Here is a 15316-nt window from a genome sequence, read left to right as displayed (position 1 = left end):
TGAAGGGGCAATCACGCAGACTTCAGCCACGGGGCAGTCAGTTCGTTCCACGCCGGATTGTTCAGGGTCATATCCATATCGCGGGCAAAGATGGCGAAGCCGTCATAGCCGTGATAGGGGCCGGAATAGTCCCAGGAGTGCATCTGGCGGAACGGCACCCCCATTTTCTGGAAGATATATTTCTCTTTGATCCCGGAGCCGATGAGGTCAGGTTTCAGCGCTTTGACGAAGGCCTCCAGCTCATAGCTGCTGGCATCGTCAAACAGCAGGGTGCCCTCTTTCAGGTCCGGCAGGGTGCGGTCGTAATCATCGTTATGGGCAAACTCGTAGCCGGCGGCGATGATCTCCATCCCGAGATCCTCATAGGCGCCGATGACGTGGCGCGGCCGCAGCCCCCCCATATACAGCAGCACTTTGCGCCCCTCCAGCCGCGGGCGATATTTGGCGATGATGGCCGCCATCTGCCCCTCATATTTGGCGATCACCGCTTCCGCATTGGCGCGAATGGTGTCATCAAATTGATCGGCGATCTTGCGCAGCGATTCGGCGATTTTGGTCGGGCCGAAGAAGTTATATTCCATCCACGGGATCTGATGTTTCTCCTCCATATGGCGGGCGATATAGTTCATCGAGCGGTAGCAGTGGACGAGGTTGAGCTTAACGAATGGGGTGTTCTCCATCTCCACCAGGGTGCCGTCGCCGGACCACTGCGCCACTACGCGCAGCCCCATCTCTTCCAGCAGAATGCGCGAGGCCCAGGCGTCGCCGCCGATGTTGTAATCGCCAATGATGGCAACATCGTACGGGGTGCTGGCAAACGGCTGCCCTTCGCGATTGTTCAGCACCCAGTCGCGCACCACGTCGTTGGCGATATGGTGGCCCAGCGATTGCGATACGCCGCGAAAGCCTTCGCAGCGCACCGGGATCACCGGTTTATCCAGCGCCTTGCTGCTGGCGTTGGCCACGGCGCTGATGTCATCGCCGATCAGGCCCACCGGGCACTCCGACTGGATGGTGATCCCTTTGGTCAGCGGGAACAGTAGCTCCATCTCTTCGATCAGTTTGGTCAGCTTTTTATCGCCGCCGAAAACAATATCGCGCTCCTGAAAATCAGAGGTGAAGTTCAGGGTGCCGAAGCTGTCGACGCCGCTGACGCCGGTATAGTAGTTGCGCCGTCCGGCGCGCGAGTACTGGCCGCAGCCGATGGGGCCGTGCGAGATATGGGCCATGTCTTTGATTGGCCCAAACACCACCCCTTTCGAGCCCGCATAGGCGCAGCCACGCACGGTCATCACTCCGGGCTGCGATTTACGGTTCGAGATAATGCACTTGCCGACGCTCTCCATCTGCGGATCGCTGATCATCATGTGCTTTCTGCGCTCTTTGCGCGCGGTTTCGGGAAACACCTCCAGGACTTCCTGGATGAGCGCAAGGTTACGTTCGCCTGTTGCGTTGGTCATGGTGAGGATCCTGTGCTCAGGCCGCGTTTTCTTCAGCGGCGGTTTTACCAATGATGCTGGTGTCTTCTTCTTCCATGATGCCGAACTCCATCAGCAGCGATTCCAGCTCGTCCATGGTGCACGGCGTTGGCACCACTTTTTTGGTGTTATTGACGATCTTCTGCGCCAGTTGACGATATTCATTCGCCTGCTGACAGGTCGGGTCGTACTCGATCACCGTCATCCGGCGGATCTCCGCGCGCTGCACAATGTTGTCGCGGGGAACGAAGTGGATCATCTGCGTGCCAAGCTTCTCCGCCAGGGCGATGATCAGTTCGTCTTCCCGGTCGGTTTTGCGCGAGTTACAGATCAGGCCGCCGAGGCGCACCTTGCCGGATTTGGCGTACTTCACGATCCCCTTGGAGATATTGTTGGCGGCATACATCGCCATCATCTCGCCGGAGCAGACGATGTAGATCTCCTGGGCTTTGTTTTCGCGGATCGGCATGGCGAAGCCGCCGCAGACCACGTCGCCGAGGACGTCATAGAAGACGAAATCCAAATCTTCCTCATAGGCGCCTTCTTCTTCGAGGAAGTTGATGGCGGTGATCACCCCGCGTCCGGCGCAGCCGACGCCTGGCTCCGGGCCGCCGGATTCGGCGCAACGGACATCGCCATAGCCGATTTGCAGCACGTCTTCGAGCTCCAGATCCTCGACCGAGCCCACTTCCGCCGCCATCTCCATGATGGTGTTCTGGGCTTTAGCGTGGAGGATCAGACGGGTGGAGTCCGCTTTCGGATCGCAGCCGACGATCATCACTTTCTTACCCATCTCGGCGAGGGCCGCGACGAGATTCTGGGTGGTGGTGGATTTACCGATACCGCCTTTACCGTAGATAGCGCATTGACGCATGGTCATGGTGACTTCTCCTGTTGTTGAGTGTTTGCCAGCAGAGAAGTGCAGGGAACGTACCAGCTGCGAATTTTTTCTCAGTTATTTGATAAATAATGGTTTTTTGTAAAGCAGCCGCGCCGGGAGGCTGAGCAAACGGCACAATAACGCCACCAAATGTGCGAAACAGAACAATTTCCCGCCACGGGCCCGGCGCGGCGCTTTGTCACCTGTTCAACAGCTTGTCGCGCACAGTGTCTTATTCCTCGCAATCCCGCCGGACGGGCCTGCGCGTTTCTTCCCTTAACCTGTTGAATTGATAAGCGACGGGTGGCAATCCGCGAGCTGGCACAGGCTGTGCTTGGAGAGGTGACAGGGTTTGCCGCGGGCTGCCGCGGTAAAGAGAACGCTCACCTTTGAGGATTGAACGATGTCCGGAAACATGAAAACAATGGATGGCAACACGGCGGCGGCCTGGATCTCCTACGCCTTTACCGACGTGGCGGCTATCTACCCCATCACCCCCTCCACGCCGATGGCGGAAAATGTCGATGAATGGGCTGCCAAGGGAAAAAAGAACCTGTTTGGCCAGCCGGTGCGCCTGATGGAAATGCAATCCGAAGCCGGTGCCGCCGGGGCGGTCCACGGCGCGCTGCAGGCGGGAGCGCTCACCACCACCTACACCGCGTCGCAGGGGCTGCTGCTGATGATCCCCAATTTGTACAAAATTGCCGGTGAACTGCTACCAGGCGTTTTTCACGTCAGCGCGCGGGCGCTGGCGACCAATTCGCTGAATATTTTTGGCGACCATCAGGACGTGATGGCGGTGCGCCAGACCGGCTGCGCCATGCTGGTGGAGAATAACGTTCAGCAGGTGATGGACCTGTCGGCAGTGGCGCACCTGACGGCGATCGCCGGGCGGATCCCGTTTATCAATTTCTTCGACGGCTTTCGCACCTCGCACGAAATACAGAAGATTGAGGTGCTGGCGTATGAGCAACTGGCGACGCTGCTGGACCGCTCGGCGCTGGAGCGCTTTCGTCGGCAGGCGCTGCACCCGGATCATCCGGTGATCCGCGGCACCGCGCAAAATCCGGATATCTACTTCCAGGAGCGGGAGGCCGGTAACCGCTTCTACCTCGCACTGCCCGATCTGGTGGAAAGCTATATGGCGAAGATCACCGCGCTGACCGGGCGGGAATATCACCTGTTTAATTACCACGGCGCGCCGGATGCCGAGCGGGTAATTATCGCCATGGGCTCAGTGTGCGACACCGTCCAGGAGGTGGTGGAGACGCTGAATGCGGCGGGGGAGAAGGTGGGGCTGCTCAGCGTCCATCTCTATCGGCCCTTCTCGCTGGCGCACTTTTTCGCGCAACTGCCCGCCAGCGTGCAGCGTATTGCCGTCCTTGACCGCACCAAGGAGCCGGGGGCGCAGGCGGAACCGCTGTGCCTCGACGTCAAGAACGCCTTCTATCAACGCGACGATGCGCCGCTGATTGTCGGCGGCCGCTACGCGCTCGGCGGTAAGGACGTGCTGCCCAACGATATCGCCGCGGTGTTTGACAACCTCAGACAGCCGCTGCCGAAGGACGGCTTTACCCTGGGTATTGTCGATGATGTCACTTTTACCTCGCTGCCCGCCCGGCAGGAACCGCTGGCGGTCTCCCATGCCGGGATCACCGCCTGTAAATTCTGGGGCATGGGCTCGGATGGCACCGTCGGGGCGAACAAAAGCGCCATCAAGATCATCGGCGATAACACGCCACTCTACGCCCAGGCCTACTTTTCCTACGACTCGAAAAAGTCCGGGGGGATCACCGTTTCGCACCTGCGCTTTGGCGATCGGCCGATCACCTCGCCCTACCTGATCCACCGGGCCGATTTTATCGCCTGCTCTCAGCAATCCTATGTCGACCGCTACGACCTGCTGGAGGGGCTGAAGCCGGGAGGCACCTTTCTGCTCAACTGCAGCTGGTCCGAGGCAGAGCTGGAGCAGCACCTGCCGGTCAGCGTCCGGCGCTATCTGGCGCAGGAAAAGATCGACTTTTATACCCTTAATGCGGTGGACATTGCCCGCGAGCTGGGCCTCGGTGGGCGCTTTAACATGCTGATGCAGGCGGCGTTCTTTAAGCTGACGGCGATTATCGATCCGCAAACGGCGGCAGACTATCTCAAGCAGGCGGTGGAGAAAAGCTATGGCAGCAAAGGGGCGAGCGTCATAGAGATGAACCAGCGGGCTATCGAGCTGGGGATGGCGGCGCTGCACCGGGTGACGGTACCCGCCCACTGGGCGACCCTCGAGGCGCCGGCACCGCAGGCGAGCACCCTGATGCCGGACTTCATCCGCGATATCCTGCAGCCCATGAACCGCCAGCGTGGCGACCTGTTGCCGGTGAGCGCCTTCGCCGGGATGGAAGACGGCACCTTTCCCTCCGGCACCGCCGCCTGGGAGAAGCGCGGCATCGCGCTGGAGGTGCCGGTCTGGCAGCCTGACGGCTGTACCCAGTGTAACCAGTGCGCCTTTGTCTGCCCGCATGCGGCGATCCGCCCGGCGTTACTGAGCCCTGAAGAGCAGGACACGGCGCCCGCCGGGCTGCTGAGTAAACCCGCCCAGGGGGCCAAAGACTATCACTATCATCTGGCCATCTCGCCGCTGGACTGCTCCGGCTGCGGCAACTGCGTGGAGAGCTGCCCGTCGCGCGGCAAGGCGCTGCAGATGGTCTCCCTCGACAGCCAGCGTGCGATGGCTCCGGTCTGGGATTACGCCCTGGGACTGGCGCCAAAAGATAACCCGTTTCGCAAAACGACGGTCAAAGGCAGCCAGTTCGAAACGCCGCTGCTGGAGTTTTCCGGCGCCTGCGCGGGCTGTGGAGAAACGCCCTATGCCCGGCTTATTACCCAGCTGTTTGGCGACCGGATGCTGATCGCCAACGCCACCGGCTGCTCTTCGATCTGGGGCGCCAGCGCGCCTTCGATGCCCTATACCACCAACCATCGCGGCCACGGGCCGGCGTGGGCAAACTCGCTGTTTGAGGATAACGCCGAGTTCGGTCTCGGCATGATGCTTGGCGGCCAGGCGATCCGCCAACAGATCGCCGAGGAGCTGACCGCCGCGCTGGCGCTGCCGGTCAGCGACGCGCTTCACGCCGCGATGCAGCAGTGGCTGGCGCAGCAGGATGAGGGGGAGGGGACCCGCGAGCGCGCGGACCGCCTCAGTGCGTTGCTGGCGGAGGAAAAAGAGGGCGTCCCGCTGCTGGAGCAGCTCTGGCAGAACCGCGACTATTTCGTACGGCGTTCGCAGTGGATCTTCGGCGGCGACGGCTGGGCCTACGATATCGGCTTCGGCGGCCTCGATCATGTGCTGGCCAGTGGGGAAGACGTCAACATTCTGGTGTTTGATACCGAGGTCTACTCCAACACGGGCGGCCAGTCGTCCAAGTCGACCCCGGTGGCGGCGATCGCCAAATTTGCCGCTCAGGGGAAACGCACGCGTAAAAAAGATCTCGGCATGATGGCGATGAGCTACGGCAATGTTTACGTCGCCCAGATCGCCATGGGCGCCGATAAAGATCAGACCCTGCGGGCCATCGCCGAGGCCGAGGCCTGGCCGGGACCGTCGCTGGTGATTGCCTATGCCGCCTGTATCAACCACGGCCTGAAAGCCGGGATGCGCTGCAGTCAGCGCGAGGCGAAGCGGGCGGTGGAGGCGGGATACTGGCACCTGTGGCGCTATCATCCGCAGCGGGAAGCCGAGGGCAAAACGCCGTTTATACTGGACTCCGAAGAGCCGGAAGAGAGTTTCCGCGACTTTTTACTCGGCGAGGTGCGCTACGCCGCGCTGCATAAAACCACGCCGGATCTGGCGGACGCGTTGTTCCGGAAAACGGAGGACGATGCCCGGGCCCGTTTCAGACAGTATCAGCGGCTGGCGGGAGAGGAGTAGGCTGTCGGTTAGCGATTCACGGCTGCTGCATCACGTTCAGCAGCGTATCCAGCAGGCCGGGAAAACGGGCGTCCAGATCTTCCCGGCGCAGCGAAATCATGTTCTCCCGTCCCTGAGGCCGTTGCCAGATCACACCGCTGTCGCGCAGGACGCGCCAGTGGTGGGTCATGGTGGACTTGGCCACCTCTTCCTGGCGCAGAGCGTTGCAGCTCAGCTCGCTGCCGTCGGCCAGCGTGCGGATGATCTCCAGTCGCAGTGGGTTACCGAGCGCGGAAAGGACATTTTCCAGGCGAATTTGTTCTCGTTCGGGGTGATTGGCGATCATAATAATCCTGTGTCGGCGGTGGCGCGGCGCATGGTAGCCGCAGCCCATATCGGCGGCTGGCGGCTACTATACCCAAACTCCGGTTCTGATACCACGCGCGCCGCCGCAACCTGACCAATCGTAATAATAGCAAAAATAGTTCGAATATACTCGTACAGTTGTACTATGATAGGCGGCAGTTAAATGAACTGCGGATCATTCCGACCGCAGACTGACAGTCAAAATGACTAAGGACGCATCATGCCCCGACCCATCCCCCTCGAACGTTATCGCAACATCGGTATCTCCGCGCATATCGATGCCGGTAAAACCACCACCACCGAGCGCATCCTGTTTTATACCGGGATGAGCCATAAGCTGGGTGAAGTACACGATGGCGCGGCAACCACCGACTGGATGGCCCAGGAGCAGGAGCGCGGGATCACCATTACCTCGGCGGCGGTAAGCTGCTTCTGGCCGGGTATGGACCGCAGCTTCGAGCCGCACCGGATCAATATCATCGACACCCCGGGGCACGTGGATTTCACCATTGAGGTGGAACGTTCCATGCGCGTGCTCGACGGCGCGGTGATGGTGTATGACTCCGTCGGCGGGGTGCAGCCCCAGTCGGAAACCGTCTGGCGCCAGGCGAATAAATACCACGTTCCGCGGCTGGCCTTCGTCAACAAGATGGACCGCCCCGGCGCGGACTTCTTCCGCGTGGTGCAGATGATGATCGACCGCCTGAAGGCTAACCCGGTGCCGATTGTGATCCCCATTGGCGCCGAAGAGCATTTCACCGGCGTTGTCGATCTGGTGAAAATGCGCGCCATCCTGTGGGATGACGCCACCCAGGGCATGACCTTCAGCTATGGGCCTGTCCCTGATGATCTGCTGGCGACAGCCCGCGAGTGGCGGGAGAAAATGGTCTCGGCGGCGGCGGAAGCCAGCGACGCGCTGATGGATAAATACCTGGAAACCGGCGAGCTGGACGAGGCGGAGATCGTTGCCGGTCTGCGCCAGCGCACGGTGAAGGGGGAAATCCAGGCGGTGCTCTGCGGTAGCGCCTTTAAAAACAAAGGCGTGCAGCGCATGCTCGATGCGGTGGTGGAGCTGATGCCGTCGCCGCTGGATATTCCGGCGATACAGGGCGTTGATGAGAAAGGCCAGCCGGCGGAACGCCATCCGAGCGACGATGAGCCGCTGTCGGCGCTGGCGTTCAAACTGATGACCGACCCCTACGTCGGCCAGCTGACCTTTATCCGCGTCTACTCCGGGACGCTGAAAAAAGGCGATGCGGTGTGGAACCCGGTGAAGGGCAAGAAAGAGCGCATCGGGCGTATCGTGCTGATGCACGCCAACGACCGCCACGAAGTTGACGAACTGCACGCCGGGGATATCGCGGCCTGCGTCGGTCTGAAGGATGTGACCACCGGTGATACGCTGTGCGATCCGGATGCGATCATTACCCTCGAACGGATGGAATTTCCGGAGCCGGTGATTTCGCTGGCCATCGAGCCGAAGACCAAAGCGGATCAGGAGAAAATGGGCATCGCGCTGCAGCGGCTGGCGGCGGAAGATCCGTCGTTCCGTCTGCATACCGATGAAGAGTCCGGCCAGACGATTATCTCCGGTATGGGCGAGCTGCATCTGGAGATCATTGTCGACCGGATGAAGCGCGAGTTTGGCGTTGAGGCCAACATTGGTCGTCCGCAGGTCACCTACCGCGAAACCCTGCGCAAGAAAGTGACGGACGTGGAAGGCAAATTTGTGCGCCAGTCCGGCGGCAAAGGGCAGTACGGGCACGTCGTGCTGACCCTGGAGCCGCTGGAGCCGGGCAGCGGTTTCGTCTTCGAGGACGCCACCAAAGGCGGCGTGGTGCCGCGCGAGTACATCCCTTCCGTGGAGAAAGGGCTGCGCGAAGCGATGGGCACCGGCGTGCTGGCGGGTTATCCGGTGGTTGACGTGAAAGCGACCTTGACCTTTGGGTCGTACCACGACGTGGACTCCTCGGAGATGGCGTTCCGCATGGCGGCGATATTTGGCTTCCGGGAAGGCGCGCGCAAAGCGGATCCGGTGATCCTTGAGCCGGTGATGCACGTCGAGGTGGAGACGCCGGAAGAGTACGCCGGGAATATTATGGGCGATCTCTCTTCCCGTCGCGGGATGGTGCAGGGGATGGAAGAGCGCTTCGGCAGCCAGATCATCCGCGCCGACGTGCCGCTGGCGGAGATGTTTGGTTATTCCACCACGCTGCGTTCGATGTCTCAGGGACGGGCAACCTACAGCATGGAGTTCCACCATTACGCGGAAGCGCCGCGCAATGTGGCGGATGAAATCATCGCCAGCCGCGCGAAAAGTTAAGCAACGTTCCCGGGTGCGACGCGAGGCGTCTTACCCGGGCTACTCTGGTACCAGCGCCCAGGCCCGGTAAGGCGAAGCCGCCACCGGGCAAAAAGGTAAGCACGAACTGGGGACGCAATGCCCGGCGGCGCTGCGCTTGCGCGGGCCTACGGTCAGGCGTCCTCCCCGGTCATCGTTTGTAGCCCGGGTAAGGCGTTAGCCGCAACCCGGGAATGTCAGCCAATCAGACAATATCCTGTGCGTACTGCCACAGCGCCTTCAGCTGCGCCAGCTTCTCTTTATCATCCGCATACTGCTGATACAGCATCTGCAGCTCATCGGCATAGGCCTGCAAAAACTCAGGCGTAAACACCTGACGACGGTGCTCTAACCAGCGCTGCTGCTCATGTTCATCGAGCGTGCCGGGGAAGTTGCGCGCCCGGTAGTTAAACAGCAGGCGTTCGATACGCTTGTCGGCGAAGGTAATATCCAGCGCCGGCAGATTGCGCGGTTCGGTTTCCAGCACGATTTTCATCGCCGCGCGGTCGGCATCGCTAAAGAACCCATTGTAAAGCTGGGCGTCGACGTTTTCGGACGGCACGAACGGTTCGGCTTCGGCATAGACCGCCACCACTTTCTCGCGCACCTGCGGATTCGCCCGCAGCAGCTGGGCATTCTCCAGACAGCGTTGAATAGAGATCCCCAGCCGGTCGGCATCCTGCGGGCGCAGAGTATTGGCCTGAGCCAGCACCGGACATTTATTGAGATGCACCAGCTTAATCGGCGCCGCCTGCAGATCGCCAAGCTCGGCGCGAGGGGTGTAAAGCCGCTCGCGCAGGGCATCGGCATCGAGCTCCAGCAGCGGCGCCATATCGCCCGCCAGATCGACCATAATCACCGCATTGCGGTTTTCCGGATGCCAGGCCAGGGGCGCCACCAGGCTGGTGTTGCCGCGCGCGGCGCCAAACATGCCGGAGACATGCACCAGCGGTTTCATCTGCGGCACGTCGATGAGCGTCGCCAGCTTGCGCTTATTGCGGTGGCTGTAAAGATAATCAAACAGCCGCGGCTGCTGGGTTTTCACCAGCTTTGCCATGGCGATGGTGGCGTACACATCGGCCATCGCATCATGAGCGTTCTGGTGTTCAATACCGTTGGCGACGGTCAGATGTTCAAGCCGGAAGCTGGGCAAACCCTCGTCATTCTCCGGCCAGGTGATCCCTTCCGGGCGCAGGGCATAGCAAGCGCGCATCACGTCGAGCAGATCCCAGCGCGAGTTATCGTGCTGCCAGCTCCAGGCATAAGGGTCATAGAAGTTGCGATAAAAGATATTCCGCGTCACTTCGTCATCAAAGCGCACGTTGTTATAGCCGACGATACAGGTTTGCGGCACTGTGAACAGATCGTGGATGCGGCGGGCAAACGCGGCCTCGTTATCCCCTTTGACCAGCGCTTCCTGCGGGGTGATCCCGGTGATCATCACCGCCTGCGGCTGCGGCAGGTAATCGTCAGCAGGCTTGCAGTAAAACACCTCGGGCTCGCCCAGCACGTTCAGCTCCGCGTCGGTGCGGATGGCGGCGAACTGCGCCGGCCGGTCGAGGGAAGGGCTGGTGCCGAAGGTTTCATAATCGTGGAATAAAAATCCGGGCTGGTTGACGCTATCTTGCATAGTCTGTTCATTATCCGTGGTGGCGTGCGACGGGTATGGTAAACGATTTGCCCGGGCATCAGAAGGGTAACGGCAAGCAACATCCTCTGCTGTGTCATATTTTCTTGCAATTAAACCCTGATATGAAACGCGAAGTTCCGTAAAAAGGACGGCGGATCTGTAAATCTAGAGGATATGCCGTTGAAAGGCCGTTTGTTTATTGCTGTATCTTTGCTCGCTTCGAGCGTTTCCTGCGCATTTGCCGTCGACTTCCCTGCTACGGTCGCGCCACCGGCTATTCAGGCTGGCTCCTGGGTGCTGATGGATTACACCACCGGTCAGGTCCTGACCGCGGGTAACGAACATCAGCAGCGCAATCCTGCCAGTCTGACCAAACTGATGACCGGCTACGTGGTCGATCGCGCCATCGACAGCCATCGTATCACCTTTGACGACATCGTCACCGTAGGTAAAGACGCCTGGGCGAAGGGCAACCCGGTGTTCGACGGGTCATCCCTGATGTTCTTAAAGCCTGGGGATCGCGTCAGCGTCCGCGACCTCAGCCGTGGGCTGATTGTCGACTCCGGTAACGACGCCTGCGTCGCGCTGGCCGACTATGTCGCCGGCGGCCAGCCGCAGTTTGTCGCCCTGATGAATCAGTATGTCGAAAAACTGCACCTGCGGGACACCCATTTCGAAACCGTCCACGGCCTCGACGCCCCGGGCCAGCACAGTTCGGCCTATGACCTCGCGGTGCTGTCGCGGGCGATTATTCATGGCGAACCTGACGTCTACCATATGTACAGCCAGAAAAGCCTAACGTGGAACGGGATCACCCAGCAAAACCGGAACGGTCTGCTGTGGGATAAAACCATGAACGTCGATGGTCTGAAAACGGGCCACACTTCGGGCGCCGGGTTCAACCTGATCGCCTCGGCGGTGGATGGCCAGCGCCGGCTGATCGCCGTGGTGATGGGGGCGGACAGTCCGAAGGGCCGCGAGCAGCAGGCCGCGAAACTGCTGCACTGGGGGCAGCAGAACTTTGACACCGTGCAGGTGCTGCAGAAAGGCCAGAAGGTCGGCACCGAACGCATCTGGTACGGCGATAAAGAGCAGATTAAGCTCGGCACCGATCAGGATTTCTGGTTAGCGCTGCCGAAGGCGGAAGTGTCGCGGATTAAAGCGAAATATGTGCTGGATAAGAAGGATCTTGAGGCGCCAATCGCCGCCAACCAGCGGGTTGGTGAGATTTCGCTGTATGACGGCGACAAGGTGGTGGGGCACTATCCGCTGGTCACCCTGGAAAGCATCAATAAAGGCGGGGTGTTCTCGCGAATGAGCGATTACCTGCACCACGAGCTGTAACCACGCCAACCGCCTCTTTGCAGGCGGTTTTTTTTCGCCTGTCGCTCATGCTGGCGAGGTGTCTGTTTTTTCAGCAGTGGTGATGGCGACTCTGTGAATTCGCGCACATACTGAGGGGGGATCTCCTGCTAAATTAACTGTATATTCATACAGTCATTTATCCACGAAGGAGGCAAGATGAACTACAGCGTCACCACCCTCGGCAAGAAAACCATTGCCGGTTTCCATCTGGTCGGGCCCTGGGATCAAACGGTCAAGCAGGGGTTTGAGCAACTGATGATGTGGGTTGAGAACCATCAGGTGCCCGCCCGCGAATGGGTTGCCGTGTACTACGATAACCCGGAGGAAGTGCCGGCGGAAAAACTGCGCTGCGCGACGGCGGTCACCGTGGATGAGGATTATGTCATTCCCGCCAACAGCGAAGGGGTGATACTGGCGGCGATTGCCGACGGGGATTACGCCTGCGCCCGCGCGCGGGTGGTGGATTACGATTTCGCCACCCCGTGGATGCAGTTTTTCGACAGCCTGCTGCAGAGCACGACGTATCGCGTGGCCCCCAGGCCCTGTTTTGAGATCTATCTCAACGACGGCAACCATGATGGCTACTGGGATATCGACATGTATGTCCCCGTTGAGCGCGTAGCGTCGTAGCGGTTTACCCCTGTTCCGGACAAGGATTTTTACATTCCCGGCACGCTCCGGGCGAAAAAGCAGTTACAATTGGCCTTTTCGTTTTGCCGGAGAGGGTTGTGCGCGCTGATAAATCACTCAAGCCATTTGAGATCCGCTTGTATCGCCATTATCGGGTGGTGCATGGTGTGCGGATTGCGCTGGCCTTTGTGCTCACCTTTTTGCTGGTGCGGCTGTTGAACGTGCCTGAGGGGACCTGGCCTCTCATCACCCTGGTGGTGGTGATGGGGCCGATCTCCTTCTGGGGCAACGTCGTGCCGCGGGCGTTTCAGCGCATCGGCGGCACGATCCTCGGTTCGGTGCTGGGGCTGGTGGCGCTGAAGCTTGAGCTCATCTCTCTGCCGCTGATGGTCCTCTGGTGCGCGGCGGCGATGTTCCTCTGCGGCTGGCTGGCGCTGGGCAAGAAACCCTATCAGGCCCTGCTGATCGGCATTACCCTGTCGGTGGTGGTAGGGGCGCCGCCCGGCGATATGCATACCGCGCTGTGGCGAAGCGGCGACGTGATCTTCGGCTCGCTGCTGGCGATGCTGTTTACCGGTATCTGGCCGCAGCGGGCGTTCATCCACTGGCGCATCCAGATGGCCAGCTATGTCACCAACTTTAACCGCCTCTACCAGGCCGGCTTCTCACCAAATTTAGTGGATCGGCCGCGGCTGGAAAAGCATCTCCAGCAGGCGCTGAACGACGTCGTCAAAATGCGCGGGCTGATCACCCCCGCCAGCAAAGAGACGCACATCCAGAAGGCGATCTTCGAGGCTATCCAGACCGTCAGCCGCAACCTCGTCTGCATGCTGGAGCTGCAGATCAATGCCTGGTGGGCCACCCGTCCGGGTCATTTTGTGATGCTCAATGCGCATACCCTGCGGGAGACGCAGCAGATGACCCAGCAGACGCTGTTGGCCATCGCCCACGCCTTGTATGAAGGGAACCCTCAGCCTGTGCGCGCCAACAATGAAAAGCTGAATGAGATCGTCCTCGAACTGCGCCAGCTGATGAAAGAGCAGGGTGACGACAGCCTGGCGGAAACCCCAATTCATGGCTATGTTTGGCTCTCGATTGAACTGGCGCGTCAGCTGGAGCTGCTGTCGCATCTGATCTGCCGCGCGTTGCGCAAATAAGCACCAGATGCACCGGGTAACTGCATGGGTTGTTTCGATTCAGCAGCGTTTAGGGTTATGATAAACGCAAAGGAAAAAACATTGTCATCAGCGACTGCTAGCAGTTATGTTAGCCCTATAACGCAGTCGCTTTACGAATCCGAATCTCAATTATTAGGGGTGTAAAAATGGAAACAACTAAGCCTTCTTTCCAGGACGTACTGGAGTTTGTTCGTCTGTACCGTCGTAAGAACAAACTGCAGCGTGAAATTCAGGACGTTGAGAAAAAGATCCGTGATAACCAGAAGCGCGTTCTGCTGCTGGACAACCTCAGCGACTACATCAAACCGGGCATGAGCGTGGAAGCTATCCAGGGCATCATCGCCAGCATGAAGAGCGATTACGAAGATCGCGTTGATGATTACATCATCAAAAATGCCGAGCTGTCCAAAGAGCGCCGCGACATCTCCAAAAAACTGAAAGTGATGGGCGAAGCCAAAGTCGAAGGCTAATCCCTGCCGGTCCGGCGGCGATCGACGTCGCCGGGCTGTTCTGCTCTACCTCCCCATTCGTCTCTTTTTCTGCAAAACTTTGTCCCGGCAACTGACTCTCCTCACCGACTCTTTGCTATACTGCCCCGCGAAAACGTATTGATATCGGAAGGGTTTCTCTCATCCTGGCCGGGCATCTGACGCAGCGGCGTCAGGGCGATATCTCAACACCTCTCACCTCTCCGACGATCGATTCGCCAGAAGACAAACTCAGGTGCTGACCGGGCGCGACCGAACTCTTCCGCTGCTTTCGCCGACAGGAGTCAACCTCACGTGATTAAGTCATTCTTTGCTGCACTCTCGTTTATCAGCCGCCTGCCGGTCCCGGCGCGGTTATCTCAGGGCCTGGAGATCGAACAGTACCAGCGCAGTATCGTCACCTTTCCGCTGGTCGGTTTACTGCTCGGCGCCATCGCCGGCGCAGTGGCGCTCCTCCTGCAGCCGTGGTGCGGCGTCCCGCTGGCGGCGCTGTTCGGCGTGCTGGCGCTGGCGCTGCTCACCGGCGGATTTCACCTTGACGGGCTGGCTGATACCTGCGACGGCATCTTCTCCGCCCGCACCCGCGATCGGATGCTGGAGATCATGCGCGACAGCCGGCTGGGCACCCACGGCGGGCTGGCGCTGATCTTCGTGCTGGTGGCGAAAGTGCTGGTGGTCGGCGAGCTGCTGCTGCGCGATACCCACCCCATCGCCGCGCTGGCGGCGGCCTGCGCCGTCGGTCGCGGAATGGCGGTGCTGCTGATGTATCGTCATCGCTACGCGCGGGAAAAGGGGCTGGGCAATCTGTTTATTGGCAAAGTTAGCCTGCAGCAGACGCTGGTGACGATGGCGATGGGGGTAGCGCTGGCCACCGTCCTGCTGGGGCTGCAGGGCCTGCGCGCCGCGCTGATCACCCTGGTGCTGATCTGGGGTCTGGGATGGGCGCTGAAGCGAACCCTCGGCGGGCAGACCGGGGATACTCTCGGGGCGGCGATTGAGCTGGGTGAATTACTCTTTTTACTGGCGCTGCTGTAAGGCCTGGCGCCAACGATGAGGAACAGA

The 15316-nt window shown here is 60.1% G+C and carries 11 protein-coding genes; 7 read left to right on the top strand and 4 right to left on the bottom strand.

Annotated elements, in window-relative coordinates; all coding sequences use genetic code 11:
- Positions 1-11: 11 nt before the first annotated feature.
- Both nifD and nifH read right to left on the bottom strand, forming a co-directional pair.
- Positions 12-1460: a nitrogenase molybdenum-iron protein alpha chain gene (gene nifD, locus CWM61_RS04915; protein ID WP_012541112.1), complete on the bottom strand. Its 1449-nt coding sequence runs from the start codon at positions 1458-1460 to the stop codon at positions 12-14.
- 16 nt (positions 1461-1476) lie between these two features.
- On the bottom strand, positions 1477-2358 hold the full coding sequence (gene nifH, locus CWM61_RS04910) for a nitrogenase iron protein (RefSeq protein WP_004203553.1): 882 nt from the start codon (positions 2356-2358) through the stop codon (positions 1477-1479).
- 403 nt (positions 2359-2761) lie between these two features.
- Between nifH and nifJ the strand changes: the two genes are divergently transcribed.
- Positions 2762-6277, top strand: coding sequence for a pyruvate:ferredoxin (flavodoxin) oxidoreductase (gene nifJ, locus CWM61_RS04905; protein ID WP_100630816.1), 3516 nt, complete (start codon positions 2762-2764; stop codon positions 6275-6277).
- A 16-nt stretch (positions 6278-6293) separates the two neighbouring features.
- On the opposite strand, the gene CWM61_RS04900 is transcribed toward nifJ, so the two are convergent.
- Positions 6294-6602 carry an ArsR/SmtB family transcription factor gene (locus CWM61_RS04900; protein WP_008804136.1) on the bottom strand — a complete coding sequence of 103 codons (309 nt, stop codon included), beginning with the start codon at positions 6600-6602 and terminating at the stop codon, positions 6294-6296.
- Between the two features lie 240 nt (positions 6603-6842).
- Here CWM61_RS04900 and fusA point away from each other — a divergent pair, with 240 nt between their 5' ends.
- Positions 6843-8945 carry an elongation factor G gene (fusA, locus tag CWM61_RS04895; protein WP_100630815.1) on the top strand — a complete coding sequence of 701 codons (2103 nt, stop codon included), beginning with the start codon at positions 6843-6845 and terminating at the stop codon, positions 8943-8945.
- Between the two features lie 223 nt (positions 8946-9168).
- Here fusA and sbcB read toward each other — a convergent pair whose 3' ends face one another.
- Positions 9169-10593 carry an exodeoxyribonuclease I gene (sbcB, locus tag CWM61_RS04890; RefSeq protein WP_100630814.1) on the bottom strand — a complete coding sequence of 475 codons (1425 nt, stop codon included), beginning with the start codon at positions 10591-10593 and terminating at the stop codon, positions 9169-9171.
- Positions 10594-10773: 180 nt separating this feature from the next.
- Between sbcB and dacD the strand changes: the two genes are divergently transcribed.
- From dacD to cobS, 5 genes are all read left to right on the top strand, one after another.
- The gene (dacD, locus tag CWM61_RS04885; protein ID WP_016161444.1) at positions 10774-11937 is read left to right on the top strand and encodes a serine-type D-Ala-D-Ala carboxypeptidase DacD; all 1164 of its coding nucleotides are present in this window, start codon (positions 10774-10776) and stop codon (positions 11935-11937) included.
- Positions 11938-12114: 177 nt separating this feature from the next.
- A complete protein-coding gene (sbmC, locus tag CWM61_RS04880) occupies positions 12115-12588 on the top strand; it encodes a DNA gyrase inhibitor SbmC (RefSeq protein ID WP_074385348.1) in 474 nt (157 codons plus the stop codon).
- Between the two features lie 98 nt (positions 12589-12686).
- Entirely contained in the window at positions 12687-13745 is a 1059-nt protein-coding gene (locus CWM61_RS04875) for an FUSC family protein (RefSeq protein WP_100630813.1), read from the top strand.
- Between the two features lie 167 nt (positions 13746-13912).
- A complete protein-coding gene (locus tag CWM61_RS04870) occupies positions 13913-14236 on the top strand; it encodes a DUF496 family protein (protein WP_002911883.1) in 324 nt (107 codons plus the stop codon).
- 312 nt (positions 14237-14548) lie between these two features.
- Positions 14549-15289, top strand: coding sequence for an adenosylcobinamide-GDP ribazoletransferase (cobS, locus tag CWM61_RS04865; RefSeq protein WP_008804142.1), 741 nt, complete (start codon positions 14549-14551; stop codon positions 15287-15289).
- Positions 15290-15316: the final 27 nt, after the last annotated feature.

It is taken from the genome of Klebsiella sp. K-Nf6, from assembly GCF_002806655.1.
GTDB lineage: Bacteria > Pseudomonadota > Gammaproteobacteria > Enterobacterales > Enterobacteriaceae > Klebsiella > Klebsiella variicola.
This window is presented reverse-complemented; position numbering and strand designations above follow the sequence as displayed.

What these genes read in the sequence shown, in the direction of transcription:
- sbcB (WP_100630814.1), bottom strand. Translation starts at nt 10,593, where the DNA reads ATGCAAGATAGCGTCAACCAGCCCGGATTTTTATTCCACGATTATGAA.
- CWM61_RS04870 (WP_002911883.1), top strand. Translation starts at nt 13,913, where the DNA reads ATGGAAACAACTAAGCCTTCTTTCCAGGACGTACTGGAGTTTGTTCGT.
- fusA (WP_100630815.1), top strand. Translation starts at nt 6,843, where the DNA reads ATGCCCCGACCCATCCCCCTCGAACGTTATCGCAACATCGGTATCTCC.
- nifJ (WP_100630816.1), top strand. Translation starts at nt 2,762, where the DNA reads ATGTCCGGAAACATGAAAACAATGGATGGCAACACGGCGGCGGCCTGG.
- nifD (WP_012541112.1), bottom strand. Translation starts at nt 1,460, where the DNA reads ATGACCAACGCAACAGGCGAACGTAACCTTGCGCTCATCCAGGAAGTC.
- CWM61_RS04900 (WP_008804136.1), bottom strand. Translation starts at nt 6,602, where the DNA reads ATGATCGCCAATCACCCCGAACGAGAACAAATTCGCCTGGAAAATGTC.
- nifH (WP_004203553.1), bottom strand. Translation starts at nt 2,358, where the DNA reads ATGACCATGCGTCAATGCGCTATCTACGGTAAAGGCGGTATCGGTAAA.
- sbmC (WP_074385348.1), top strand. Translation starts at nt 12,115, where the DNA reads ATGAACTACAGCGTCACCACCCTCGGCAAGAAAACCATTGCCGGTTTC.